Source organism: Micromonospora sp. NPDC048843 (assembly GCF_040649965.1).
GTDB lineage: Bacteria > Actinomycetota > Actinomycetes > Mycobacteriales > Micromonosporaceae > Micromonospora > Micromonospora hortensis.
Window position 1 is genome coordinate 78,165 of record NZ_JBEZGJ010000006.1, and the last position, 24,660, is coordinate 102,824.

A 24,660-nucleotide genomic window follows, 5' to 3' on the forward strand; every position below is an offset into this window, starting at 1 on the left:
CGGGCGAGCGGGCTGCGGTCCGTCCCAGGTCCGTCATCTGAGATGCCGATCCCGCGGGCAACGTCTTGAGCAGGCCCATCAGGCTCGAGATCTCTTCGACGGGCTCGAAGATGTCGGCCATGGTGCTTCCGGCTGTCAATCGGGTGACGTCCGCTCATGCCGAGATCGGTGCGTTCGTGACGTCAGCCGGCCTGCCAGCCGGCGGGGTCGATGCCGCCGGGCAGTGGCGCCGCAGGGTCGTAGGGCTGCCGGGTGAAGATGAAGGTGCCAAGATCGAGGTGGCTGACGGCGCCGGCCGAGTCGTGGTGCACCCGCAGCCGTTCGCCGGCGAAGTAGCCGTTGATTCCCTTCCAGCCGCCGTCGTCGGTGGGGCGTAGCCGGGTGCCGCGCCCGCCGCCGGACAGCGAGGTCAACTCCAGGAAGCCATCAGCCTGCGGGCGCAGCAGATAAGGGGCAGGCCCCCAGTACCATGGGCCGGCGAGATCCAGTAGCTGTGGGTCAACTGAGGGTAGTGGTCGCCAGGGGGCAGGGATCCGCGGCTCCCGCTCAGCGACCGTCTGCAGAAGATCAGCGGCGAGCGTGCCGGCGGAGAGGCCGGCGGTCACGTTTCCCATCACGACCGCGCCCAGCGCGTCATCGGGGCTGACCCAGACGGTCGCGACGAAGCCCGGCATCGAGCCGGTGTGCCCGGCCAACAGCCGGCCGTCACGGCGCAGCAACTGCATACCGAGCCCGTACCCGCTGTCTGAGTCCGTCGCCTCCGGCGGGCTCGCCGGGTTGCGCATCTGCGCGGCGGTGCCCGGATGCAACACCCGGTCGTCGCCGTCGATGAGGAACGCGGCGAACCTGGCCAGGTCCGTTACGGTCGACCACAGCTGTCCGGCGGGCGCCATCAGACCGGTGTCCACGGCGGGCTCCGCAAGGAGCACATCGGCCCAGGGATGCACCGCCCAGCCTGTGGCGTGCGGCGCGACCGGCAGCAGGGTGGTGCGGGTCATTGCGAGCGGCTCCAGCACCTCGCGCCGCAGCACCTCGCCCCACGCCTGGCCCCGGACCCGCTGCACCAGCGCGCCGAGCAGCGCATAGCCGGGGTTGGAGTAGTGGTGGCGCTGTCCGGGCGGATGCACCTGCGGGTCGCTGCCCAGCACGTCGGCCAGGTCGGGTCGCAGCGCGCCCGGGGTTCGTTCCCACCATGGGCCGGGCGCTTCGGCGATCAGCCCGGCGGTGTGCGCCAGCAGCGCACCCACCGTGGCCTGACCCGCCGCTGTGTCGGGGAGGTGGTCGGCCAGTGGGTCGGTAAGCGCGAGTCGCCCCTCGTCGCGCAGGCGCAGCACCAGCACCGCCAGGAAAGTCTTGGTGATCGAGCCGATCCGGTATTGGAGGTTGCCGTCCGGCACCCTGCCGTCCACCGTTCCCCACCCGTCCACCCACACAGGACGACCATCCCGCACCACGGCGGCGACGACCGAAGGCGCCCGACCCGCTACCTGAGCAGTGGCCAGCCGGTGGACCAGCGCCCGTCGGGTTTCGGGTAACAGCGGCGCCGGGATCGGTGACATGCGGGCCAACCTACCGGGTGGGCCGTGTGATTTGGGCGGCCCAGCCACGAGGCGGTCACCTTTGCCTGGAGTGGGCTCACCCCGGGCGATGCCGGCGGTGCTCCGGCGGGAGGTCGCCGAACCCGAGCCGGTCCTCGTTCAGCGCGTTGTAAATGATCAGCCAGCCGTCTGCGAATCTCTCTGGCGGCAATTTCTCGCTGGGTCCGAGCCAGCCTGGCGTAGGCGCCGCCGACGCGGGTTCTGCGGCCTCAACTGACCCGTGTGCGGATCTCGCGGACCACGGTGGGCCAGATTTCCTGGGGCAGGTCGTGACCGGTGCCGGGCAGTTCGACGTAGCGGGCGTCTGGCACCGACGCGGCGATGCGGCGGCCGGCGGCGGGGCGGATCAGCGGGTCCTGCTCGCCGTGTAACACCAGGGTGGGCGCGCGGAGTTCGCGCAGGCGCGGGCCGTGCCAGGTGGCGCTGGTCTGCCGGGCCTGGGCGCGGCTGTCGCGGACACCGCTGGGCAGCCCGGCGTCGAGTTCGCGCTCCACGCGGAGGCGGGCGTCGTGCTCGTCGAACGGGTAGCCGGGAGAGGCGACCGCCCGCAACAGGGCCAGGCCGGCCGCCACGTCGCCGTCGCGGCCGACGGGCTGGCGCATGCGCGCCAGGCGTGCCAGGAACGGGAGGCGCACATAGCGCAGGACCGCGCCACCACGAATGTCGCTCGGCACGGCGGCGAAGGAGGTCACTGTGTGCACCCGCTCCGGGTGGCGTAGCGCGGTGCGCTGAGCGACCAGGCCGCCTTGGGAGATGCCGAAGAGGTGGGCACGCTGCCACCCGAGCGCATCGAGCACGGCGACGGTGTCGTCGGCCATGTCCTCGGCGGTGTAGGCGGGCGGCCGCCGGCGGAACAGGGCGGTCACCGGGTTGCCGACCGGGGTGTCGTCGAAGTGGGTGGAGCCGCCGGCGTCGCGGCCGTCGAACGAGGCCACGTGGAAGCCGGCGTTGATCAGCGCGGCGACCAGCCCGTCGGGCCAGTAGAAACGGGACACGCCGAGCCCCATGAGCAGCAGCAGCGGCTCGCCGCCGGTGCCGCCGTGGTCGTCGGCCGCGAGGTGTACGTCACCGTTGCGTGCGGTGTACGGGGTTCTGGTCATCTCTGCCTCACCTTTTCGAGAACGGCGTTCGCGAACACCGTATGCCAATAGTTAGGATGGACGCAATCGAGAGGGGTGGCATGGAGGCGATGCCGATATGGCTTCGGGAACGGCGCACGGGAGTGGGCCGGCCCGCCGAGCGGTCCCGAACGGAGGTGACCGCCGCGGCGATCGCGCTGGCCGATCAACAGGGGCTGGCCGCGGTCTCGATGCGCCGTATCGCCGCCGAATTGGGCACTGGGGCGGCGTCGCTCTACCGCTATGTCGACAGCCGGGACGACCTGCTCGACCTGATGACCGACGAGGTGGCGGCGGCCTACCAGCTGCCGGCGCCGGGTGGCCCCTGGCTGCCGGGCCTGCTGGAGGTGTGCCGACAGGGGCGCGAGCTGATGCTGCGGCACCGCTGGCTGCCGGAGCTGCTGCTCACGCGCTCGGCGCTCGGCCCGCACGGTACCGATCTGCTGGAGCACGTGCTGGCGCTCCTCGCCCGGCACCCGGCGGATGTGGGCCGCAAGCTGGAGGCGTTCGCCGTGATGAACACGCTCACCGCCGCGTTCGTCCTCAACGAACTCAATGGGAGCACTAGCACCCGGCAGAGGCAGGGCGCGTACCTGGCACACGTGATCGCGGCGGGCCGGCACGCCCACCTGACGGCGGCGCTTGCCGACGGTCCGCTGGTGCCCGCGCCACGCTTCGAGGACATGATGTCGCGGGTACTCGTCGGCTTGCTGAAGGAGTGAACAGCCGGCTGCCCGTCATCGCAAGGCGTTTGAGACGAGGGCAAGGCTCGCGGGCTCGACGAGCGGCAGCGCGGAAGACGACGGATACTCGCCTGATGACTGGACCCGATCTCGACCCCGAACAGTATCCGCCCATCGACCCGCGCGAACCGGTGCCCGACGACGCGGGAGTCCTCCTGCCCGGCGCGCCGGACGAATTGCCAGAAGCCCCGACCGAACCGATGCCGGACGACGGCGGGAACGCCGGTGGCGTGCGCGAGCCGGCATAGATCAGTCCGTGAACGAGCGCGACACCAGCCTGACCGCCGATGTCGGCGCCGACGGCGCTCAAGACGTCGGGGGATGGGCGGTCAGGCGGAGTGCCGGTTGCGGCCGAGTGACAGGAGCAGACCGACGGCGGCCAAGGCGATTCCGGCGGCGGCGGTGTATGCGGGGAGTTGGGCGGGGATGCCGAGGTGGACGGTGATGCCGAGGATCCGGGACAGGCCCCAGGGCAGCAGCGCGAGCTGGTCATTCCACACCGTCAGCGCGCGTTCCAGGCCCACCACCGATACCAGGGCGGACAGCACGCCGAGGGGCACGCCCGCGGCGGTGAGGGTCAGCCCGACGGCGCTTCGGCGGCGCAGGCCGTACCGGTCCCGTAGGACCACGGCGACGACCACGAACAGCCAGCAGAACGCCGCGAACGCGACGGTGACGTACGCCGCGCGCCGACTCGGCGCGGTCCAGAAGGCGAACCAGTAACCGCCCGGTCCGCGCCCGGCGAGCGCCGCCAGCAGCAGCACGCTGCGCAGCAGCGCGACGCCGCCGACCACGGCCCACAGGTGGAACGGGTCTCGGCGACCGACGGCGAGGCGTACGACGAGGGTGAATAGCGCCCACCCACCGAGGGTGACCAACAGGTGCGCCGGCGCGGCGAACCAGGTCAACACGATCCGGCTCGCCACCAGCACCACGGCCGGGACCAGCCACACCAACACCCGGTCCGCCCGCGTCACGGGCGTCGGCAGCGCGGCGACCCGCCACGGCCGGAGCGCGCCGAGCAGCAACCCGCGTGCGGCGGCCGCGCCGAACCCGCGCCCGTACAGGCCGAGCAGCACCACCAGCAGGATCGACCCGAGCAACGCCCGGGCCGCCCAGGCCATCGCCGGGTCCCGGTCGGCGCGCCGCGCCCCGAGGTCGGCGGCGGTGAAGTTGTACGCGGGCAGGTCCAGGTCGGCGCCGTAGCGCTGCCGGTGCGCGTCGCGCGCGTCGTGGTACGCCGCCGCGGCCAGCCGCCAGTCGTCACGGGCGGCCGGTGCACCCGTGTCCAGCCACTGCGCGTGCCGCAGCACCATGGCCCGGTACGCGCTCAGCGTCTCGAACAGGTCGACCTGGTAGTCGAGAGTCGCGGTGAAGCGCCCGCGCAGTTCGGCATCCCGCCAGGTCGCCGGATCGGTCGCGGCGACCAGGTCGCGCATGCGTCGGGCCAGCACGACGGCCTGCGTGCCCTCCTCGATCGCCTCGTCGACGCGACCGCCGGTCACCGCGTAGATGCTGTCCAGCGCCGCCGAGTCGCCGGTCGGGATGTCCCACTCGAAGATCCACATCATGGGCGGCGGTTCCAGCCCGAGCGCCCGCACCGACCGGTCGGCGTACGGACCGATGTAGAGGCCTCTGGTGACCGCCTGCCGGGACAGCGCCATGGCCTGCCCGATCGCGGCGACGGTGCCCGGGTCACCGGAGAACGTGCGGTACGCCCAGTCAGCCGTGACCTGCGCCGGGTCGGCGTGCGGATCCCAGGCCAGGCGGCCGACGGCGTACGTGTTGAGGTCGTAGAGCTGCCAGAAGCCTGCGCGCAGGTACAGCGACATGGGCCCGGCGCGCAACGGCCCGCCGTCCTGGGTCCAGTTCCAGACACCCTCGACGTTCGGGTTGGCGGCAAGGAAAGCGCGTAGTGCCTGGCGGTGCAGCGGGCCGAGGTCGTTGGGTAGCGAGCCGAACGCCTCGAACTCCCGCCGGGCCTGGAACTCCACGATGCGGCGGTGCTCGCCGCCCAACAGTGTGGTGTTCAGCGGTAGGTGGCTGTAGAAATCGCCGAGTGTGTACTTGGTGGACACGATCAGGTGCGGATCGTCGAGCCCGCCGAGGACCTGCGCGTACGACACCGGGTTGGTGTGCAGGTCACCGACGGCGCCGACGCCCACCGTCCAGGTGCGGAAGATGATCTCTTTCCCGGCTGGGCCCGCGGTGTCCAGCAGCGCCCGCAGCATCGCGCGTACCGATGTCTCCGTGGTGACAGCGAGCCTTGACGAGTAGTCCCAGCCGGTCGCGGCGTACACCTCGCCGCCCTCGCCGACGCGGACCATCAGGCCGTCGACGAACGGCATGTTCTCGAACAGCTCGGCCAGACCGGCCTGGTAGACCGCCCACAGCCGAGGGTCGGCCACGTCGAGGGCGCCGACGGTCCGCGTCAGGTATGCCTCCAGCGGGGGTGACACCGCGAGCATGTCGGTCAGCAGGAAGACCCGCACGCCCATGTCCTCGGCGTACCGGAAGACGGGCCCGAACGCAGCGACCATCGCCCGTGCGCGGTCGACGTGCGAGTCGCCGGGCGGGTAGACCGCGCGCCCGTCGCCGACCTTCGCGAACGTGACGTACTCCAGGAAGCCGGGCACGACGATCCCGTTGAATCCCTGCGCCACCGAGTGATCGACGAACTGCCGAAACTGCGCGTCGATGCGTGCCACCGCGCCAGCGTCCACCCACGGGGCGCGAGGCAGCACCGCCGATCCGACCACGTCGGTGTTCAGGCCATAGTCGTCGCCGGCGGCGAAGACGGCCGGGTCGGGCTCGCGTCCCACCGAACCCGCGTCGGTCAGCCGCAGGCCGAGCCGCGGGATGACCACTCGACCCGCGTCCGCCGCGGGGAGCACCTCGGCGCCGGAGCGGATCCGGTCGGCCAACCGGTACATCCCGGCCGCCGCGCCCGCGACGTCGCCACCCTGGACGGTCAACTCGGTGCCGCGCACGTCGAGCCGGTACGACTCGCGCGTCCCGCTGAGGGCGGCCAGCACGCCCGCCCGCAGCGTGCTCACCGCCGACAGGTCCGGAGCCGTGCCGTCGCCCGGCGCGGCCGTCGCGGACCCGGCCGGGCTCGACGTGGCCGGGACGAGCACCGGCCGAGGCAGGCCGCGGAAGACGACAGCGTCGGCGACGGCGGCCGCGGCCTTCCTGACACGAAGCTCGTCGGGCACGACGAGGGACGCCAACGGCGGGACCGGTGCCGGTGTCCGCGCCGGCGCGGCGAGGGCGTCCTCGCGCGGCACGGCGGCGGGGGAGTGGCTCAGCCCCAGCGTGCCACCGACCCCCCAGGCCGCTGCCGCGCCGAGCGCCAACAGGACCACCGCGGCGACGAGCAGCGGGTACGGCCTGCGGACCTGGGCAACATGAGCCACGCTCGCATGGTAATAGCCGTAGGCTGGGTCAATGCGGTCCGGACGTGCCCTCGTCGGGCTCACCACGCTCCTGACCATCGTGTTCGCCGTTCCAGAGTGGCGGATCGTCGAGGAGTACCCGCTCCGCGCCATACCCCTGCTACTCGCCAACACCCTGCCGGTGCTGGCGATCCGCTGGAACCCCGTCGCCATCGCGCTCGTCTTCGGTGTCACGTACCCGCTCTGGCTCGAAACGCCATTCGACGGAGCGCACGAGGGCCACTTCCTCCAGTCGCTGCCGCTGATGGTCGCCCTCTACGCCGCCGGCGCTTGGCGCCGGCCGCTCTGGCAGCGGGCCATCGCCCTCGCCACTCCCTTGTGGATGATGACCGCTGTCGTCGCCGGCCAGTGGCCGGTGAGCGTGACCGACCTGCTCTACGTCGCAGTGGTCTGCGGCGTGGTCTGGGCCCTCGGAGTCGCCATCGACGACCGGCAGCGCTACGCCGAGGACCTGGAGGTCAAGGCCGAGCTGTTGCGGGCGGCGCAGCAGGCGCTCGCCGAGCGCGCCATCGCCGACGAGCGCTCCCGGCTTGCCCGCGAGCTGCACGACGTCATCGCCCACGCGATGAGTGTCATCACCGTCCAGGCTGGCGTCGGCGCTCACCTGGTCGGCGCCCGTCCGGCGCAGGCCGCCGAGGCGCTCACCATCATCGAGCGGACCGGTCGGGAAGCGCTCTCGGAGTTGCGCCGCATGCTGACCGTTCTCCGCGACCCGGCCCGAAGCGACCAGGTCGGTCCGGCCCCAGCGCCGCAGCCGGGCCTCGCCGACGTGCCGTCGCTGGTGGCCGCCGCAGGCGACGCCGGGGTCACCGTCACCGTCGCGGCCTCGGGACCACCGGTGCCGCTCCCACCCGGCCTCGACCTCGCCGCCTACCGGGTGATCCAGGAGTCGCTCACCAACGTCATCAAGCACGCGCCGGGCGTGCGGACCCAGCTCACCATCAGCTACCAACCAGACCGGCTCACAGTGGAGATCCACGACCTCGGCGCTGCCGAGCCGGCGTACATTCCTGGCCAGGGCCTGCGGGGGATGGCCGAGCGGGTCGCCCTCTACGACGGCGAGCTGTCGACCTCGGGCGGACCCGACGGGTTCCGGGTAACCGCCACCTTTCCACTGGAGGCGCCGTGATCCGAGTCCTGATCGCCGACGACCAGGCGCTACTGCGGGCCGGCTTCCGGGCGCTGCTCGACAACGACCCTCAGATCGAGGTGGTGGCCGAGGCCGAGGACGGGGAGCGGGCGGTGGCCGCCGTCGCCGAACACCGACCCGACGTGGTGCTGATGGACATTCGCATGCCGAAGCTGGACGGGATAGCGGCGACGCGCCAGGTGCTGGCCGCCGCCGACCCGCCGCACGTGTTGATCCTGACGACCTACGACACCGATGAGAACGTCTTCGACGCGCTGGAGGCGGGCGCCGTTGGCTTCCTGGTGAAGGACACCCCGCCGGTACAGCTGCTGGAGGCGGTCAGGTCGGCCGTGCGCGGCGGCGCTGTCATCTCACCATCGACGACCCGCCGCCTGGTCGACCATCTGGTCGCCGCTCGGCTGCGGCGGGACCGGCCAGCGCCGACCGCGCTGGCGGCCCTCACCGAGCGGGAGCGCGAGGTGTTGGGTCTCATCGCCCGCGGCTGCTCCAACCGGGAGATAGCCGGCCGGCTCCACATCGCCGAGCTGACCGTGAAGACCCACGTCTCCCGGGTCCTGACCAAGCTCGCGGTGGAGAGCCGGGTCCAAGCGGCAGTGGTCGCCTACGAGACAGGGCTGGTCCAGGCCGTACCTCCTTCGGAGTAGCCGCGAACGCCGCCTTTGGCGGACGTGCCCGGGCCCCGCGCTCTCGTAGCGTCACCTCATGGATGTCGTGAGGGTCGAGAATCTCCGCAAGAGCTACGGGCGCGTGGTCGCCGTCGAGGACGTGTCCTTCACAGTGCGGCGGGGCGAGATCTTCGGGTTGCTCGGCCCGAACGGCACCGGCAAGACCACTATTGTGGAGTGCCTTCAAGGTCTGCGAAGGCGAGACGGGGGCAGGGTCGAGGTCCTGGGCCTGGACCCGGCCCACGAGCCGGACCAGTTGCGCCGCCGGGTCGGGTCGCAACTGCAGTCCTCCGCCCTGCCCGACCGGCTGCGGGTGGCCGAAGCGATCCGGCTCTTCGCCCCGTCGGGGTCCAGCGGAGACGTCGAGGCAGCGCTGGTGGCCTGGGACCTGGCCGCGTTGCGCCGCCGACCGTTCGCCGCGCTCTCCGGCGGCCAACGGCAGCGGCTCTTCCTCGCCCTGGCGATGCTCGGCCAGCCGGAGGTCGTCTTCCTGGACGAGCTGACCACCGGGCTGGACCCGCAGGCGCGGCGCGTGACCTGGGACCTGGTCCGAGGGGTACGCGAACGGGGGGCCACAGTTGTCCTCGTCACCCACCTCATGGAAGAGGCGCACGCACTCTGCGACCGGGTAGCCATAGTGGATGGCGGTCGGGTTGTCGCGCTCGACCGCCCGGACACCCTCACCGCTCAGCAGGGCGGCCCGATCACCATCACCTTCACCCTCGACGGTCACGACGTCGGCTTCCTCGCCGGAATACCGGGCATCAGCAACGTCAGCGCCACCGGCGGTGTAGTCACCATCGCCGGGCAGGCCCGGGTCACGGTGCCGGTGGCGGCAGCCCTCGCCGAACGGCGGCTATTTCCCGCCGACTTTCGGACTCACCATCCCACGCTCGAGGACGTCTTCCTCGCCACCACCGGTCGCCGGCTTCGCGACGAACCACAGAGGAGACCGTAATGACCGCCCGCATCGTCTGGACCGAGATCAAGCTGCTCGGCCGGGAACCGATCACGCTGCTGATGAGCCTGGCGTTTCCCGCCCTCCTGCTGGTCCTGCTGGCCGGCTCGTTCGGCAACGAGCCCGATCCGGAGATGGGCGGCATCGGCGGTGTCGACTTCTACGTGCCCGTGTACGCCGCCGCGGCGATCGCCGTGATGGGCTTCCTCGGCGTCCCTACCCACCTGGCCGCGTATCGCGAACGGGGAGTGTTACGGCGGTTCCGCGCGGCCGGGGTCTCCGCCTGGCCGCTCGCGGGTGCGCAGATCATCGTCACCGCACTGATGGCCGCGGTCGCCGCCGCTCTCATGATCGCGATCGGATTCGGAGGCTACGACCTCAACGCACCGTCCTCGACCACCGGGGTGCTGGCCGGGTTTCTCGCCGGCACGCTGGCCTTCGCGGCGCTCGGAGTCCTGCTCGGGACGCTACTACCGACCGCGCGGGCCGCTCAGGGGGTGGGGCTGCTGCTCTTCTTCGGGCTCTTCTTCATCGCCGGTGGCGGGCCTCCGCCGTACCTGCTTCCCGACGCCCTCAACACCGCCGTCGACTTCACCCCGATGGGGCCGCTGATGGACGCGGTCAGCGACCCGTGGCACGGCGCCGGTTTCAACCTGACCGCCGTAGCGGCCCTGCTCGGCATAGCCGTGATGGCCGCGTTCCTCGCCGTCCGCCGGCTCGCCCGAACCTGAACGACGGCCCCCGGGCCTGAGCTGGAACGGCCATCACCTGCACGCCGAAGTCGACCTGCCGGTGTGGATGTGGTTTGCGGCCTGGCCGACACGACCGGCACGGAGCCGGTCGTCCTTCCAGTGGACCAGGATTCGGCAGACCTGGTACTTGTCCGCGCATACGGTCGGCCCCGAATGGACCCGCCGCGTCGAAGGCCGCGCCTGCTTCGGGCCCTCGGCTTGGTGTTCAGCCGCAATCTGCGACTGGCGTTGGTCGGCACGGCCGCGATACTCGCCACGGCCAGCGTCCTGCTGGCGTACACCCGCGCGTTTCATCCTTGGCAGCGCCGGCGTTCGCAGCCGCCATGATGGGCCAGCAGGTCATCGACACCATCTCGGTCGGCCGCCGGGTATTGCTGGTGGCCGAGTTTCCCGTTGGCGCCGGGTCCGAAATCGAGGGACGGTACTGCCACGACGTCAACCAGCCGGGCGCAGTGAGGGTGATCGCGGTGCGGACCGGTCGGACGGGACAGACCATCTGGTCGTTGCCGGAACGTCGGCCACTGGTCCGCACCGACCGGCTGATCGTGCTGGCCACGCGCGCCGGTCTCGCCGCGCTGCTGCCCCGCACCGTACCCAGCCCCGACGCTGAACCACTGGCAGAGGTCGCGCCTTTGCGGCTGCTTGCGCCGGCACCGCGCGATGGCGAGTGAACGCTCCTCGTAGCCCCGACCGTACTCCGAGCATCGCATCTCTCGGCCGTTCGATCCGCGCTCGGGCGAGGAACCGCGCGTGAGTAGGCCAGTCCCGCCGCCCTCGCATTCGCCTATGCTGCGTCGTCCGGCGGCGTCAGCGAGGTGGTGGAGGCAGCGTCGGGCTGTCGAGCCAGGCGGCGAACAGGCCGTCCAAGGGCTCGCGGGCGAAGCGCTGGGCGTGCAGCCGGAACTGTTCGGTCGTCACCGTCGCGTGCTGGTGCTCGGCGACCCAGGCTCGCAGCAGCGCGAAGAACGACTCGTCGCCGACCCTCTTACGCAGGGCATGCACGGTCAGCGCGCCACGCTTGTAGACCAGCGGGTCGAACATCCTGTCGACGCCGGGATCTGCGACGACGACATGGCGTGGGCGAGCCGCGACCCACGCGTACCACCGGGCGGCCAGGGCGTCTGTTGGCAGGTCGCCGCAGACTCCTGACCACAGCCACTCGGCGTAGGTGGCGAAGCCCTCGTTGAGCCAGATGTGCCGCCAGTCCGCCACCGTGAGGCTGTTGCCGAACCACTGATGGGCCAGTTCGTGCACGACCAGCCGCTCGTGCGTGCGCCGCCCGTCGACGTGGTTTCGCCCGAAGACCGCCATGCCCTGCGCTTCGACCGGATCGTCGAGGTCGTCGTCGGCGACCACGACGACGTACTCCCCGAAGGGGTACGGCCCGAAGAGCCGCCGCAGCGCCGACATGATCTGGCCATGCCGGCCGAAGTCGTGAGCGGCGTTCCGGCGCAGCGCGGGCGGAATCGCCGCGCGCTGCGCCACCTCACCGACAGCCAGATCTACCATCTCGTAGCGTCCGATCTGCACGCTCATCAGGTATGGCGAGGTGGGTTCGCGGCGCTCGTACACCCAGGTAGTGCCACTCGCGCCCCGCTGCTGTAGTACGGGATCACCGGTCACCAGAACGGTGTAGGGGGAGGGCGCTGTGACTGCCACCCGGAAGGTGGCCTTGGCGCCGGGTTGGTCATCGCACGGGAACCATGACGGAGACCCGTTTGGCTGGCTGGCCACGAGCACCCCGTCGGTGAGTTCCTCCCACCCGAGCTCGCCCCACCGGCCGGAGATGGGCACCGGCTTTCCCGCATAGCGGATCTCCACCCGGAAGGTGTCCCCGGCGCCGATCGGCCGCTCCGGTTTGATCTGCAGTTTGTCCGGCCGGTGCAGGTACTTTGCCGGGCGCCCGTCCACTCGGACGTCCTGGACGCGCAGCCGACCGAAATCGAGAGTGAACCGAGAGAGCGACTGCGAAGCCGCAGCGGTGATGCCAGCCCGGCCAGCGAGCCGGTTCGACACGACCCGGTAGTCGAGGTCCAGGTCGTAGTGCCGTACCCGGTAGCCGCCGTTGCCGTGCTCGGGCAGGTAGGAGTCGCCCGAGTGGCCGGCGCCGGGCGTTGCGCCGCTCGACGCCGACGCCGCCTTCGGATTCATGCCGACCGTGCCGCTGGCGCCGACCAGGTGGTGATCGGATTGCCCAACCACCGGCTGTCGCACGGCACGGCGTCGCCGCGGGTCACCAGTGAACCGGGCCCGACCGTGGTCCGCGCGCCGATGCTCGCGCCCGGCAGGACGATGCCGTGCGGGCCCAGCGCGGCTCCCGCGCCCAGTGTCACCTGGTCCATGCTCATCACACGATCATGGAACAGGTGGGTCTGCACCACACAACCGCGGTTCACCGTCGCACCATCGCCGAGGCGCACCAGGTCGTACTCGGGGAGCCAGTAGGTCTCCAGCCAGACGCCCCGGCCGATCTTCGCACCGAGCGTGCGCAGCCACGCCGTCAGCAGTGGCGTGCCGGTCGCGAAACGGACCAGCCACGGCGCGGCGAGGACCTCGACGAACGTGTCCGCGAGCTCGTTGCGCCACACGAAGGAGGTCCACAGGGCGCGCTCGGCGACCCGGAAGCGCCCGACCAACAGCCACTTCGCGGCCGTCGCGATGGCGGCGGCGACGATCGCCGCACCCAGCAGCACCGGCCCGGCGGCGAGAGCGGCCGCCCACCACCCGGCAACCCGCCAGACGAGCGAGAGTACGGCGAGGACGCCGATCGCCAGGGCGCCGGCGCACATCACCGGAACGATCCGGCACAGCTCGATCGCAGCCCGGGCCAGCTTCAACCGGACCGGTGGGTCGAAGGTGCGGCTTGTGTCGGCTGCTTCCACGGTCCGGCGCAGCGGCATCGGCGGTGCGCCGAGCCAGGATGAACCCTTCTTCGCCTTGAACGGCGCTGACGACAACACCCCGACCAGGCCCCGCTTCGGCACCGAACGTCCGGGCGCGGCCATTCCCGAGTTGCCGAGGAACGCCTGCTTACCGATGCGGGCCGGAGCGACGCGCAGCCACCCGTGGCTCAGCTCGTAGGTCGCGACCATGGTGTCGTCGGCCAGGAAGGCCCCGTCGGCGACCGTGGTCATCGCCGGCAGCGCGAGCACTGTGGATGCCTCCACCCCGCGTCCCACCTTGGCACCGAGCAGCCGCAACCACACAGGTGTGAAGAGGCTGGCGTAGAGCGGGAACAGCCCCACCCGGGCCATCCCCATCAGCCGCTCGGTCGTCCAGACCTGCCACGCCACCCGCCCCTGCACCGGGTGGTACCCGGCGCGCAGGCCGATGCTGAGCGCCCGGACGGCCCCGAGCACCACCAGCGCGTAGCCCACGACGTAGGCGACGGCCGCCACCGCGACGGCGGCCAGCACCGCGCCGACAGTTGGTCGGATGGCGAGCGTCCAGCCGAGCAGGGCGAGCGCAGGCAGGGCGGCCACGACCGGAACCAGCCCCAGCAACTGGGCCGTCAACCCGTACGCGAGCGGCCAGAGGCGTGCACCCGTCCGCGATCGAGAGGGACGCTGCCCGGGCCACCCGTCCGAATCCTTGGCAACTGCGGCTGCGGCCGGTGAGCCGGCCCAGTATTGGTTGGCCGGTACGGCGCCGGCCACCGTCGAGCCCGCGGCGACGCGGGCGCCCTTGCCGATCCGAGCGCCGGGCATCAGGGTGCTGCGGGAACCGACCCGGGCGTCGGCGCCGACGCGAACCCTGCCGATGCGGACGACATCGCCATCAACCCAGTGGCCGGACAGATCGACCTCCGGCTCGATCGCCGCGCCCCGGCCGAGCTTCAGCAGGCCGGTCACCGGCGGCGCGGAGTGCAGGTCGACGTCGGCCCCGATCTGCGCGCCGAGGGCCCGGGCGTAAGTGATCATCCAGGATGCTCCGGCGACGCTGGTGGCGCCGGTCAGCTCGGCGAGGCGTTCGGCGGCCCACAGCCGCAGGTGCACGCCGCCACCGCGGGGGTAGCTGCCGGGGCGTACCCCACGAAGCAGCAGTCGCGCTCCCGCGGCGGCCAGGGTTATCCGACCCGGCGGGCTGAACAGCACAAGCCAGCCCAGCGCCACCCACCACCAGGAAACGGCCGGCGCCCAAGGTGCGGGAGCGAACAGGGCGAGGACGTTGCCGAGGGCGGCCAGGACTGTCAGCCAGCGCAGCCCGACCAACACGAGCATCGGCACCATCATCGCGGCCTGGATCAGCCCGGTGCGCCTCGGCACCGGCCGGACCTCACGGCGCGTCGCCGCAGTGGTGTCGAGTGCGTCGAGCACCGCCGCGAGCCGCGACAGTTTCGGGTGGAGGTAGATGTCGGCCACCGAGACGCGCGGGTGCCGGCGCCGGATCCACGCCACCAGTTGCGCCGCGTTCAGGCTGCCGCCGCCGTAGGTGAAGAAGTCCGCGTCCGCCTCGGTGGGGCGTACACCCAGGATCTCCGCCCAACCGCCAGCGAGCCACTCCTCCGTCCCGGTCAGCTCAACCACCGCGTCGCCCGGGGTGGCCAGCGGCCAGGGCAGCGCGGCCCGATCCACCTTGCCGGATGTCCGGGTCGGCAGCGCATCCACCACGGCCAGCAGCGGCACCAGCGCGGCCGGCAGCTGCTCACGGATCCGCAGCGCCGCCGTCGCCGCATCGAAGGTGACGCCGTCGCGCGGAACCACGTACCCCACCAGCAGTTGGTTGCCCGCGGCGGTGCGCTGCACCGCCGCGGCCGCACCGGCGACTGTGGGCAGAGCCTGCAGCGCGGCGTCGATCTCACCCAGCTCGATCCGGCGTCCGCCGAGCTTCACCTGCTCGTCACCGCGACCGACGAACAGGAGCCCCTCGGGCTCCGCCCGGACGATGTCCCCGCTGCGGTACGCCCGCTCCCAGCCGAGCGCGGGCAGCGCCGCGAACTTCTCGGCATCCTTGCCCGGATCCAGATAGCGGGCGAGTCCCACCCCGCCGATGACCAGCTCGCCGGTCTCACCCATCGCTACCGGAGCGCCGGATCCGTCGACCACGGCGAGCGCCCAACCGGCCAGCGGCAACCCGATGCGGACCGGCCCCTCGCCGGTCATCCGCGCGGCGCACGCGACCACAGTCGCCTCGGTCGGTCCGTACGTGTTCCAGACCTCGCGACCCTCGACGGCCAAGCGCTGCGCGAGCTCCGGCGGGCAGGCCTCCCCACCAAAGATCAGCAGCCGCACCTCCTCCAGCGCCTCGACCGGCCACAGCGCAGCCAGCGTCGGCACCGTCGACACCACCGAGATGCGCTGCTCGGCCAACCACGGACCGAGGTCGACACCGCTGCGGACGAGCGACCGCGCGGCCGGCACCAGACACGCGCCGTGCCGCCACGCCAACCACATCTCCTCGCAGGACGCGTCGAACGCCACCGACAGCCCGGCCAGGACCCGATCCTGCGGGCCGATCGCCTCGCTCGCCTCGTCGGCGAGGAACAACTGCGCCTCGGCGTCCACGAATGCCGCCGCCGCGCCGTGGCTGACCGCCACACCCTTCGGGGTGCCCGTCGAGCCGGAGGTGAAGATGACCCAGGCGTCGTCGTCCGGGCCGGGCCGAGCGGTCCGACCCGCGGGGGTACGACGCAGCGACACCGCCAGCCCGTCACCGAGGACCGCCACGACCCCCGCCTCGGTGAAGACGAGCTCGGCGCGTTCCTCGGGATCGTCCGCGTCGACCGGCACGTAGGCCGCGCCCGCCGCGAGAACGCCGAGGATCGCCAGGTACAGCTCTGCCGTACCGGAGGAGATCCGGACGCCCACCCGGTCGCCGACACCGATGCCGTGCCCGGCGAGCGACCTCCGTACGGCCTCGACCTCATCGGCCAGTTCGCGGTACGTCAATGTGGTGGCACCGCTGTCGAGCGCACCCGCGTCGGCGTGCGCGCGCACGGAGTCGTCGAGAATGTCGACAAGCGTGCGGCGGGCCGGGGCGGAGGCGGATCGGAACACCGCAGGGATCGTCGGTGCGACAGCTGACGGCGGCAGCGCGACCACCTGGGGTTCACTCGTCACGGGCACCCGGCGTTCACCTTTTCGTCTTGCGGATCGGCGTCAACCAGGCGCGCGGCACGCGGGCCGCCCTGGGCAGCCCTCAACGCTACGTCGCACCTGGCCGTGAGCAACGGCATCGTGTCCACCACCACAGCGACCCGTGGGAACGTCGAACGCCTGCGAAACGCCACCGGCCGGGCACACTCGTGTCTGTGCTCAGGCCGTGTCGTCGCTACGGATGTGAACGGTCCCACCGTCGCTGCGCAGTTCCTCCGTCACCTGCTTCTCGGTCAGGGCGACCAGGTGCGAGTCGATGCTCGCCCCGTCCTTGAGGCGCTGGTGCGTTTCGTGCACGAGGGCGGAGATCTCGCTCTCCTCGGCATCCGGGAATCGTTGTTTCAGCGTCTCGACCTGGCGTTGCAAGGCGATCTCCGGGTCAACGAGACCGCCACTGGCTGCGGGTTCGGTCATCACACACCTCGCACGTCGTCTTCAGTGTCTGCACAGGTAGTGCCCCGGACATCCACTTGACATTCCGTCGTTTGTGCAATGTTCACCTGCGGGAGCAGGCCTTCTCGGCAACCGCTCGCCCGTAGCCCGGACTTCCACCACCGCCTTACCGGAGCGCTACTAGCTCTGAGCCTGGCGGTGGCCGCCGCGCTGATCACGACCGTGCTCGTGGCCCAATCTGCGCCGGATGACGGCGACTGGCCTGGGTGATCGGGCGACGTAGGCTCGGGCGATGAGCAAGCTGTCCGTCGAGTCGGCGCCTGCCACCGGTCCGGCAGCTCGCAGACAACCTCAGCGTCAACCAGAACACCGTCGTGAAGGCGTACGCCGCGTTGCGTGAGACGGGGTGCGGGCGGCGTTCGTGGAGTGCAACGAGGAACGCGCGCAGGCGTTCTCGAAGGAGCTCTACGCGTTCGAGCGCGCGTCGACCTTCCGGCTGGAGGAACGGCTCATCGTCGACGGCAGACCGGCCGGTTCCATCCGCCGCAAATACCTGCACAGCGATGTCTCCCATGCCGACCTGCCTGGGTTGCCGGCGCCGATCCAGGTGTTCGCGGTCATGGTGGCGTTGAGCGGCTGGGACCTCGTCGACGCCCTCGGGTAGGGCGCAGAGTGCGCCGGACCTCAGATCGACGCCGACCAACGTTGCCCGGGCGGTGAGCAGGTAGGTCATTTGCCGCACATCGGGGCGCATTCCACGGAAATGAGGCGGATGAAGCGGCGCAGCGGGTAGCTATGACATAGATGGGATTACATGTCTTGCGTGAACTCAGGTAGGAAGGCTGAAGGCACGTCTCGGTGCTGATTCCTGAGAAGGAGCGACAGATGAAACATGCCCTGCGCCGCTTACGAACGGGGGCGGTCGCGCTCGCCGCCTGCACACTCGGGCTGAGCCTACTGTCGGTACCCGCCGCCGAGGCGTACTCGGTTGCCCCTCTCGCGCCACAATCCGAGCGGGCACCGGAATCGAACCAGTTCTCGGCGGAGGGTGTGACCACGATCGGTGAACTCCGCACCGTCGACAGCTCCCTGTCCTACGCCACCAACGGCGGAACACAGATCATCCAGCACCCCGGTGCCACCTACGTCAAGGTGCACTTCAGCGCACTGCGGCTGGCCGAAGGCGACCACGTCACCGTGTCGAGCCGCGACGGCAAGGAGAGCTACCGGTACGACCGCCACCTGAACCGGGCGACGGGTTCGGACTACACCACCGACGGACAGCCGGGTTTCTGGGCGATGTCGGTGGAGGGCGACACCGCGGTGGTGACACTGCACAGCAGCCGCCCCTCACGTGGCAGCGCCGCCACCATCGACCGGTTCTGGCGCGGATACGACCGCACGGAGATCGCCGCGCACAACTTCTCCGCCCAGTCCGTGTGCAGCACCGACGCGCGCCGGGACGTGGTCTGCTACCAGAACAGCCACCCCACCGAGTACGCCCGCGGCAGGGCGGTGGCGCGGCTGCTGATCAGCGGCGGTGGACTGTGCACCACCTGGCGGGTCGGCGACACCAACCGGATGCTGACGAACAAGCACTGCTTCTCGACGCAGTCCGCCGTGAGCGGCAGCGAGATGCAGTTCAACTACCAGTGCGCCACCTGCGGCGGCGCGAATCCCGGCGCCGGCACCAGGGTCAGCGGTGCCACCCTCTACAGGGTGAGCAGCGGCGGCTCCAACCAGCTGGACTACGCACTGTTCTCGGTCAACAACTTCGCCGCCATCCAGGGATTCGGCACGCTGTACCTGGCAACCACCGCCACCAGCAACGGCACCCGGATCTATGTCCCCGGGCACGGCGACGGCAGTGCGAAGCGGCTGTCGATCTACGAGGACACCCAGAACGGCGCGACCTGCGCCGTCCGGAACGCGAACTACAACACCTGGAACATCAGTTACAGCTGCGACACCTCCGGCGGCAACTCGGGTTCACCAGTGCTGAACGCCAGCCACCGTGTGATCGCCCTGCACCACCTCGGCGGTTGTCCGTCGAACCAGGGCGCGAAGGCGCACCTGATCTACAACGAGATCGCCAGCCTGATCGACAACGGCTGAGACGGTGGGCCGCCGATGCGCGCTCTGCGCCTTGGCGGCCAATCGGCATCCTCGCCACCGGTCGCCCCGGTCCGGCTGCGTGCCAGGGCCCGCCGTTCGGCGGACCCTGGCACCCGGGAGAAGATCAGCGCAGGGTGTCGATGTCGATGACGAACCGGTACCGCACGTCCGAGGCGAGGACCCGTTCGTACGCGTCGTTGACTGCCTCGGCGCCGATGACTTCAACCTCGGGGGCGATGCCGCGCTCGGCGCAGAAGTCCAGCATCTCCTGGGTCTCGGCGATGCTGCCGATGCTGGAGCCGGCGAACGAGCGTCGGTTGCCGAACAGCGCGAAGACGGGCACCGGTAGCGGCTCCGGCGGGGCACCGACGCTGACAAGCGTGCCGTCCAGGCGCAGCAGGCCGAGGTAGCTGGCCATGTCGATCGGTGCGCTGACCGTGTTGATGATCAGGTCGAAGTTGTTCTTGAGCGCCTCGAACGTGGCCGGGTCCTTGGTGGCGTGGTAGTGCTCGGCGCCGAAGCGCAGGCCGTCGTCCTTCTTGCCCAGCGTCTGTGACAGCACTGTCACCTCGGCGCCCATCGCTGCGGCGATCTTGACGGCCATGTGGCCCAGACCACCCAGGCCCACCACGGCGACCTTCTTGCCGGGGCCGGCGTTCCAGTGCGCCAACGGGGAGTACGTGGTGATGCCCGCGCACAGCATCGGCGCGGCCGCCTCGTAGGGGATGCTTTCCGGCACCCGCAGCACGAAGTCCTCGTTCACGACGACGTGGGTCGAGTACCCGCCCTGGGTCACGGTGCCGTCCCGGTCGACGCCCGCGTACGTCTGGGTGTTGCCCTTGAGGCAGTACTGCTCGTTGCCGGTGCGGCAGTTCTCGCACTCGCGACACGAGTTGACCATGCAGCCCACACCGGCGCGGTCGCCGACCGCGTGACGGGTGACGTCGGCGCCGACCTCGGTGATCCGGCCGACGATCTCGTGGCCGACGGTGAGCGGGTAGGGAACGCTGCCCCAGTCACCGCGCACTGTGTGGATGTCGGAGTGGCAGATGCCGGCGTAGCGGATTTCGATGAGAACATCGTGCGGGCCCAGGTCTCGCCGTTCGATAGTGGTGCGCACGAGCGGTTCGGTGGCCGAGGGCGCGGCGATGGCGTTGACGGTGAAGATGATGTCCTCCGGTGACGTGATGCTGACCTGCCTGCACCTCACCACAGCCGTGGCGGCGCTGCGAGTCTCTGTCGAGGCGCGTACTGCTGGTACCCCTCAGGAGCGCGGGGTGTCGCTCCGGGCGATCAGGCTACTTCTTTGCTGCGCCCACCTTCCTGGCAACACCAGCTGGCAGGCAGTGAGACCGGTGATGAATGCCTGATCTAGGTTTGTAGTACCAGAACATCCCTTTCCTGGGCTCCGATGGCGGACGTGCGGGCCGCTCAGGTCACCAGGCCCCGGCGGTACGCGTACACCACGGCCTGCACCCGGTCGCGCAGGTCGAGCTTGCTGAGGATGCGGGACACGTACGTCTTGACCGTCTCCTGGCTGATCACCAGGGCCGCGGCGATCTCGCTGTTGGAGAGGCCCTCCGCCATGAGCCGGAGCACCTCCAGCTCGCGCGGGGTCAGCGCGCCGCCGTCCGGGTCACCCTCGGCCGGGCGAATGCGGGCCGCGTACCTGCCCACCAGTTGCCGGGTCACCTCCGGGGCCAGCAGCGCGGCGCCCGTCGCTACCGTGCGGATGCCGTGAAGCAGCTGCGCAGGTGGGGCGTCCTTGAGCAGGAAGCCGCTGGCACCCGCGCGCAGAGCCTCGTAGACGTACTCGTCGAGGTTGAACGTCGTCACCACGAGGACCTTCACCGGCACGGGAACCCCGGCACCGGCCAGCAGGCGGGTCGCCTCGATGCCGTCGAGCACCGGCATCCGGATGTCCATCACCACCACGTCCGGCCGGAGCCGAAGGGCCAGGTCGACTGCCGCGCGTCCGTCGCCGCACTCGCCGACGATCTCCATATCGGGCTGGGCGTCGATGATCGTGGCGAATCCGGCGCGGATCAGCTCCTGATCGTCGCAGACGAGCACCCGGACCGGCGCGGTCACGACGGGTTCCCAGCCGGGATCCGGGCCCGCACAAGGAAGCCGCCGCCGGCCTGCGCACCGGCGCTGAAGTCGCCACCGAGGACTGTGACCCGCTCCCGGAGCCCGGCGAGGCCGCGCCCGCTGCCGCCCGGGGATGCGCTGTCACCCCCGGAGCCGTCGGTGCTGATCTCCACGGTCGTCTCTCCTTCCCCGTGGTGAACGCGAACCCTGGTCCGGCTGCCGTGCGCGTACTTCAGCGCGTTCGTCAGCGCCTCCTGCACCACCCGGTACGCCACCACCTCGGCGCTGCCGGTGGCCACCGCCGGTGTGCCCTCCCGGACGAACTCGACCGGCTGCCCGGCCTGCCGGGAATGGTCGACGAGGGCGTCCAGGTCGCCGACGGAGGGCGTACGCGGATCGGCTGTGCTGTTGTGATCCGGGTTGAGCAGGTCGAGCAGCTGCCGGAGGTCGCCAATGGCCCGGCGGCCGGTCCCGGTGATCGCTGTCAGGGTCTGGTCGAGCTTGTCCGGGGCGCCCGTCAGGTAACGCGCCGCCTCGGCCTGCACGACCATCGCCGTCACGTGGTGGGTGACGACGTCGTGCAGCTCCCGGGCGATGCGCGTGCGCTCCGCAGTACGGGTGGCCTCCTCGATGTGGCGGCGGCGTTCGGCCTCTCTGGCCCGGTTCTGGCGCAGCCACGCCCCGATGCCCCACGCGAGCGCCAGCAGCAGGTAGAAGGTGGTGAACCCCGCAACGCCCTCACCCGAACCGAGCCGGTCGAGGGAGATCGCCAGGGGCACGTACGCCGCCGAGGCGAGACCCACGACGGACCAGCGGTGCCGTTCCAGGTGGGCGCCGGCGCTGATGAGCGCGATGGCCAGCCCCGTACCCGCGATGGTGTGGTAGCCGCTGAGCTGGTCGATCGCGAAGCCGAGCGACACGAGCGTGAGGCAGACGGCCGGCCACCGACGCCGCACGGCGAGCGGCAGGCACTCCAGGGCGACGACACCGATGGTCAGCGCGTCGTACGGGCGGTCCGGAAGGTCGCCGAGCTGCGTACCCTGCCGCTCCAGGGCCGGGACCACCGTCGCGAGGGCGAGGGCCAGTGCGATCGGGAGGTCCCGGACCGTGATCGGCCACTGCTGCCACAGATCCGGGAGCCTCCGGAGCTTGATCACTGGGTGACTGTAGCGGTTGCCGGGGCCTGCGCCGTGCGGCGGCGGCGCGGGATGATGTGCCCGCGGCGCTTGGCCAGCCACAGGAACACCACGGTCAGCACCACGCCGGCCAGCACCGCGTACAGGCTGCCCTCCGGCCCGAAGTCGCCACCGCTCAGCGCGACCGGGCCCGACGTCGAAGCATCGAGCAGGCCCTTCGACTCGCCGTTGCCCGAGACCACGACGCTGAAGATGCCGCCGGCGGCGAAGTTCCAGCCGAAGTGCAGGCCGATCGGGACCCACAGGTTCCGGGTGGCGGCGTAGCAGGCGGCCAGCATGAACCCGGCCTCGATGGCGATGGCGGTCGCCCCCCACAGTGTGGCGTCCGAGTTCGCCAGGTGGATCGCGCCGAACACCACGCCGGTCAGGGCGAGAGCGATCCAGGTGCCCGTACGCTCCTCGACAATGCGGAACAGCACACCCCGGAACAGCAGTTCCTCGGTGACGGCGGCGGCCGCCATGAACCCGAGCAGACCCAGCGCTCCCGTCGGCGAACCCCAGCCCTGCACGTGGTAACCATCGAGGAATGCGATGTTGGCGATGACGGCCGCGAACATGGCGAAGCCGATGAGCGTCCCGCGGCCCAGCTTCCCGCCCCGGCCGTCCAGGCCGAGCTCGGTCGGCTCACGGCGTTCGGTGCGCCGCACGACCCACCGGTAGACGACCACGCCCAGCACTGCCGTCAAAGCGCCGAAAACCAAGGTGAGCAGGAAGCTGCCCTCGACGGCGGCGACGCTCTGCCAACCGACGAAGGCGGCGACGGCGACGGCGAGAAACTGTTTGACGAATCGCATAGCGGCTCCTTTGTAGACCGCGGCCGGAGCGCAGCGGACACGAAGAAACCTATGGTTTTACGTCGCTGCGGTCGTCACCGTGCGGTGGACAATTGTCGGTAGCTCGCACGGGGGACAAGAGCTACATTCCGCGCCGGATGGCGGCGACCGACCTGGGCGATCGGGCGACGTACGCTCCGAGACCCGCGGTGCGTCCGGGCGGTGATCGCCACGCCGCGGCCGGGCGGTCCGGGTTCAGGTCACTTTTACGAGTCGCGGCTCTCGGCAGAGTGTCGACCAGGGAGCGCCCCAATCCGACCAAGGAGGTGAGCGATGGTCTGTCCCAAGTCCGTAAGGCGGTAGTTCGTCGGGAACCGCGGTTCAGGCACGCCTCTTGTGTTCTGCGCGTCGTGCAACTCATCCTTTTCCTCGGCGGAAAGGTGTTGCTGGCCACGTTCAACCGCTTCGACGAAATTCATTTTCACCGTCACCACCACCGACGGCCGGAACCGCACGTTGGTCGGTAGACCAGCGACACCGATTCCTCCACGATGGAGCCGCAGGTGCCACGGTGTTTCCAGCGGCACGTTGGACGATGGCAACCGCTCGATCTTGTGCCTCTCCCATGCGTCCATCCTGCTCTGCCTGCGCCAGCCGATTCGCCCTGCGCGCGCCTGATGAATGCGATTGCCTCCGGCGGGTGTACCTCCCGCTCCAGACCGGATCCGACTCCGGTAACCAGGCCGGCCGCCCCTGGACTCCGGGCAGCTTGGGGATGGCCGACGAACCACCGTCATCCGACGCGCACCACCCGGCAGGGCCAAGCCTGCGCGGCGGGATCCGACAACCAGTCAGACGGCAAGATCAACGCTGGGAGGCGACCGTACGGGTAGGTCCACCGACCTGACCGGACCCCTGCCGATCAGACGATTTGAAATGCTGTGGTGGGCGCATGAAACGCCAAACGGCGGCCCGCTGAATCAGTCGGGCCGCCGTTCGCAGGGTGGATCAGAGCGGGCGGATGTTCTCCGCCTGCGGGCCCTTCTGGCCCTGGGTGATGTCGAACTCCACCTTCTGGTTCTCGTCGAGGCTGCGGAAGCCGCTCGCCGAGATCGCGGAGAAGTGGGCGAAGACGTCGGCGCCGCCGTCGTCCGGGCTGATGAAGCCGAAGCCCTTGTCGGCGTTGAACCACTTCACGGTACCTGTAGTCATGTCTGCTCCTCGCAGGCTGTTGGAGACCGCACTGTGCGGACCCTTACGCCGCCGCGTTGATCACCCGCGTCGAAACGACACGAAAAACGAAGAAGCGCCTGGGTGGGTTCAGATGACCCATCAGGCGCTGGAAAACGTCTACGGAAATCAAAACTGCAACACGGCTACCGTAGCAGATGATCCGTCGTCCATCCCGGTGGGGGGACCTGGTCACGTGTCTGCTTCATCGATACCGCCCTGGCGAAGCGTGAAGCGAACGTCGACCGGCCGTCGCTGCCCACGACGACCGGGCGGGCCGGCAGTGCGGGGCCGGCGCCAAGAGCGCCGATGTCGCCGGACGCCTGGC

Annotated in this window: 21 protein-coding genes; 9 read left to right on the top strand and 12 right to left on the bottom strand. The window is 70.6% G+C overall.

Annotated features, from left to right (window positions below; genetic code table 11):
* Positions 1 to 182: 182 nt before the first annotated feature.
* Both AB0C20_RS03000 and AB0C20_RS03005 read right to left on the bottom strand, forming a co-directional pair.
* Positions 183 to 1,559, bottom strand: a complete 1,377-nt coding sequence (locus AB0C20_RS03000) for a serine hydrolase domain-containing protein (RefSeq protein WP_357567143.1) — start codon at positions 1,557 to 1,559, stop codon at positions 183 to 185.
* A 248-nt stretch (positions 1,560 to 1,807) separates the two neighbouring features.
* A complete protein-coding gene (locus AB0C20_RS03005) occupies positions 1,808 to 2,698 on the bottom strand; it encodes an alpha/beta hydrolase (protein WP_357177836.1) in 891 nt (296 codons plus the stop codon).
* 89 nt (positions 2,699 to 2,787) lie between these two features.
* On the opposite strand from AB0C20_RS03005, the gene AB0C20_RS03010 reads away from it, so the two are divergent.
* Positions 2,788 to 3,438: a TetR/AcrR family transcriptional regulator gene (locus tag AB0C20_RS03010; protein WP_357177832.1), complete on the top strand. Its 651-nt coding sequence runs from the start codon at positions 2,788 to 2,790 to the stop codon at positions 3,436 to 3,438.
* 95 nt (positions 3,439 to 3,533) lie between these two features.
* The gene (locus AB0C20_RS03015) at positions 3,534 to 3,707 is read left to right on the top strand and encodes a hypothetical protein (RefSeq protein WP_357177827.1); all 174 of its coding nucleotides are present in this window, start codon (positions 3,534 to 3,536) and stop codon (positions 3,705 to 3,707) included.
* Positions 3,708 to 3,788: 81 nt separating this feature from the next.
* On the opposite strand, the gene AB0C20_RS03020 is transcribed toward AB0C20_RS03015, so the two are convergent.
* The gene (locus AB0C20_RS03020; protein WP_357177824.1) at positions 3,789 to 6,875 is read right to left on the bottom strand and encodes a hypothetical protein; all 3,087 of its coding nucleotides are present in this window, start codon (positions 6,873 to 6,875) and stop codon (positions 3,789 to 3,791) included.
* Positions 6,876 to 6,906: 31 nt separating this feature from the next.
* Here AB0C20_RS03020 and AB0C20_RS03025 point away from each other — a divergent pair, with 31 nt between their 5' ends.
* The 5 genes from AB0C20_RS03025 (at position 6,907) to AB0C20_RS03045 (ending at position 11,110) form a co-directional block, all read left to right on the top strand.
* Positions 6,907 to 8,043 carry a histidine kinase gene (locus AB0C20_RS03025; protein ID WP_357567145.1) on the top strand — a complete coding sequence of 379 codons (1,137 nt, stop codon included), beginning with the start codon at positions 6,907 to 6,909 and terminating at the stop codon, positions 8,041 to 8,043.
* On the top strand, positions 8,040 to 8,708 hold the full coding sequence (locus AB0C20_RS03030) for a response regulator transcription factor (protein ID WP_357177818.1): 669 nt from the start codon (positions 8,040 to 8,042) through the stop codon (positions 8,706 to 8,708). The genes AB0C20_RS03025 and AB0C20_RS03030 overlap by 4 nt, the downstream gene beginning before the upstream one ends.
* Positions 8,709 to 8,766: 58 nt before the next feature.
* Positions 8,767 to 9,687 carry an ABC transporter ATP-binding protein gene (locus AB0C20_RS03035; RefSeq protein WP_357567147.1) on the top strand — a complete coding sequence of 307 codons (921 nt, stop codon included), beginning with the start codon at positions 8,767 to 8,769 and terminating at the stop codon, positions 9,685 to 9,687.
* The gene (locus AB0C20_RS03040) at positions 9,687 to 10,418 is read left to right on the top strand and encodes an ABC transporter permease (RefSeq protein WP_357177812.1); all 732 of its coding nucleotides are present in this window, start codon (positions 9,687 to 9,689) and stop codon (positions 10,416 to 10,418) included. The genes AB0C20_RS03035 and AB0C20_RS03040 overlap by 1 nt, the downstream gene beginning before the upstream one ends.
* A 317-nt stretch (positions 10,419 to 10,735) precedes the next feature.
* Positions 10,736 to 11,110: a hypothetical protein gene (locus tag AB0C20_RS03045; protein ID WP_357567149.1), complete on the top strand. Its 375-nt coding sequence runs from the start codon at positions 10,736 to 10,738 to the stop codon at positions 11,108 to 11,110.
* 136 nt (positions 11,111 to 11,246) lie between these two features.
* Here the strand turns inward: AB0C20_RS03045 and AB0C20_RS03050 are convergent, their stop codons facing one another.
* From AB0C20_RS03050 to AB0C20_RS03060, 3 genes are all read right to left on the bottom strand, one after another.
* A complete protein-coding gene (locus AB0C20_RS03050) occupies positions 11,247 to 12,590 on the bottom strand; it encodes a M1 family metallopeptidase (protein ID WP_357177806.1) in 1,344 nt (447 codons plus the stop codon).
* Positions 12,587 to 16,504 (bottom strand): Pls/PosA family non-ribosomal peptide synthetase, encoded by a 3,918-nt coding sequence (locus AB0C20_RS03055; protein ID WP_357567151.1) that lies wholly within the window; start codon positions 16,502 to 16,504, stop codon positions 12,587 to 12,589. Before AB0C20_RS03055 ends, AB0C20_RS03050 begins: the two co-directional genes overlap by 4 nt.
* 189 nt (positions 16,505 to 16,693) lie before the next feature.
* Positions 16,694 to 16,948 (bottom strand): three-helix bundle dimerization domain-containing protein, encoded by a 255-nt coding sequence (locus AB0C20_RS03060; protein ID WP_357177799.1) that lies wholly within the window; start codon positions 16,946 to 16,948, stop codon positions 16,694 to 16,696.
* 385 nt (positions 16,949 to 17,333) lie between these two features.
* Here AB0C20_RS03060 and AB0C20_RS03065 point away from each other — a divergent pair, with 385 nt between their 5' ends.
* Together AB0C20_RS03065 and AB0C20_RS03070 are read left to right on the top strand one after the other, a co-directional pair.
* A complete protein-coding gene (locus AB0C20_RS03065; RefSeq protein ID WP_357567153.1) occupies positions 17,334 to 17,591 on the top strand; it encodes a hypothetical protein in 258 nt (85 codons plus the stop codon).
* Positions 17,592 to 17,812: 221 nt separating this feature from the next.
* Positions 17,813 to 19,042 carry a serine protease gene (locus tag AB0C20_RS03070; RefSeq protein WP_357567155.1) on the top strand — a complete coding sequence of 410 codons (1,230 nt, stop codon included), beginning with the start codon at positions 17,813 to 17,815 and terminating at the stop codon, positions 19,040 to 19,042.
* A 124-nt stretch (positions 19,043 to 19,166) separates the two neighbouring features.
* On the opposite strand, the gene AB0C20_RS03075 is transcribed toward AB0C20_RS03070, so the two are convergent.
* The 6 genes from AB0C20_RS03075 to AB0C20_RS03100 all read right to left on the bottom strand — a co-directional run bounded on the left by AB0C20_RS03075 (position 19,167) and on the right by AB0C20_RS03100 (position 24,314).
* Entirely contained in the window at positions 19,167 to 20,210 is a 1,044-nt protein-coding gene (locus AB0C20_RS03075) for an NAD(P)-dependent alcohol dehydrogenase (protein ID WP_357567168.1), read from the bottom strand.
* A 263-nt stretch (positions 20,211 to 20,473) separates the two neighbouring features.
* Positions 20,474 to 21,133, bottom strand: a complete 660-nt coding sequence (locus AB0C20_RS03080) for a response regulator transcription factor (RefSeq protein ID WP_357177790.1) — start codon at positions 21,131 to 21,133, stop codon at positions 20,474 to 20,476.
* Entirely contained in the window at positions 21,130 to 22,290 is a 1,161-nt protein-coding gene (locus AB0C20_RS03085; RefSeq protein WP_357567157.1) for a histidine kinase, read from the bottom strand. Before AB0C20_RS03085 ends, AB0C20_RS03080 begins: the two co-directional genes overlap by 4 nt.
* Complete coding sequence (locus tag AB0C20_RS03090; protein ID WP_357567160.1) at positions 22,287 to 23,123, bottom strand: CPBP family intramembrane glutamic endopeptidase; 837 nt, start codon at positions 23,121 to 23,123, stop codon at positions 22,287 to 22,289. The genes AB0C20_RS03085 and AB0C20_RS03090 overlap by 4 nt, the downstream gene beginning before the upstream one ends.
* 245 nt (positions 23,124 to 23,368) lie before the next feature.
* A complete protein-coding gene (locus AB0C20_RS03095; protein ID WP_357567162.1) occupies positions 23,369 to 23,737 on the bottom strand; it encodes a hypothetical protein in 369 nt (122 codons plus the stop codon).
* A 373-nt stretch (positions 23,738 to 24,110) separates the two neighbouring features.
* Positions 24,111 to 24,314 carry a cold-shock protein gene (locus AB0C20_RS03100; RefSeq protein WP_013283833.1) on the bottom strand — a complete coding sequence of 68 codons (204 nt, stop codon included), beginning with the start codon at positions 24,312 to 24,314 and terminating at the stop codon, positions 24,111 to 24,113.
* Positions 24,315 to 24,660: the final 346 nt, after the last annotated feature.

What these genes read in the sequence shown, in the direction of transcription:
- AB0C20_RS03040 (WP_357177812.1), top strand. Translation starts at nt 9,687, where the DNA reads ATGACCGCCCGCATCGTCTGGACCGAGATCAAGCTGCTCGGCCGGGAA.
- AB0C20_RS03050 (WP_357177806.1), bottom strand. Translation starts at nt 12,590, where the DNA reads ATGAATCCGAAGGCGGCGTCGGCGTCGAGCGGCGCAACGCCCGGCGCC.
- AB0C20_RS03035 (WP_357567147.1), top strand. Translation starts at nt 8,767, where the DNA reads ATGGATGTCGTGAGGGTCGAGAATCTCCGCAAGAGCTACGGGCGCGTG.
- AB0C20_RS03090 (WP_357567160.1), bottom strand. Translation starts at nt 23,123, where the DNA reads ATGCGATTCGTCAAACAGTTTCTCGCCGTCGCCGTCGCCGCCTTCGTC.
- AB0C20_RS03005 (WP_357177836.1), bottom strand. Translation starts at nt 2,698, where the DNA reads ATGACCAGAACCCCGTACACCGCACGCAACGGTGACGTACACCTCGCG.
- AB0C20_RS03100 (WP_013283833.1), bottom strand. Translation starts at nt 24,314, where the DNA reads ATGACTACAGGTACCGTGAAGTGGTTCAACGCCGACAAGGGCTTCGGC.
- AB0C20_RS03015 (WP_357177827.1), top strand. Translation starts at nt 3,534, where the DNA reads ATGACTGGACCCGATCTCGACCCCGAACAGTATCCGCCCATCGACCCG.
- AB0C20_RS03070 (WP_357567155.1), top strand. Translation starts at nt 17,813, where the DNA reads ATGAAACATGCCCTGCGCCGCTTACGAACGGGGGCGGTCGCGCTCGCC.
- AB0C20_RS03025 (WP_357567145.1), top strand. Translation starts at nt 6,907, where the DNA reads ATGCGGTCCGGACGTGCCCTCGTCGGGCTCACCACGCTCCTGACCATC.
- AB0C20_RS03010 (WP_357177832.1), top strand. Translation starts at nt 2,788, where the DNA reads ATGCCGATATGGCTTCGGGAACGGCGCACGGGAGTGGGCCGGCCCGCC.
- AB0C20_RS03000 (WP_357567143.1), bottom strand. Translation starts at nt 1,559, where the DNA reads ATGTCACCGATCCCGGCGCCGCTGTTACCCGAAACCCGACGGGCGCTG.
- AB0C20_RS03060 (WP_357177799.1), bottom strand. Translation starts at nt 16,948, where the DNA reads ATGACCGAACCCGCAGCCAGTGGCGGTCTCGTTGACCCGGAGATCGCC.
- AB0C20_RS03095 (WP_357567162.1), bottom strand. Translation starts at nt 23,737, where the DNA reads ATGGACGCATGGGAGAGGCACAAGATCGAGCGGTTGCCATCGTCCAAC.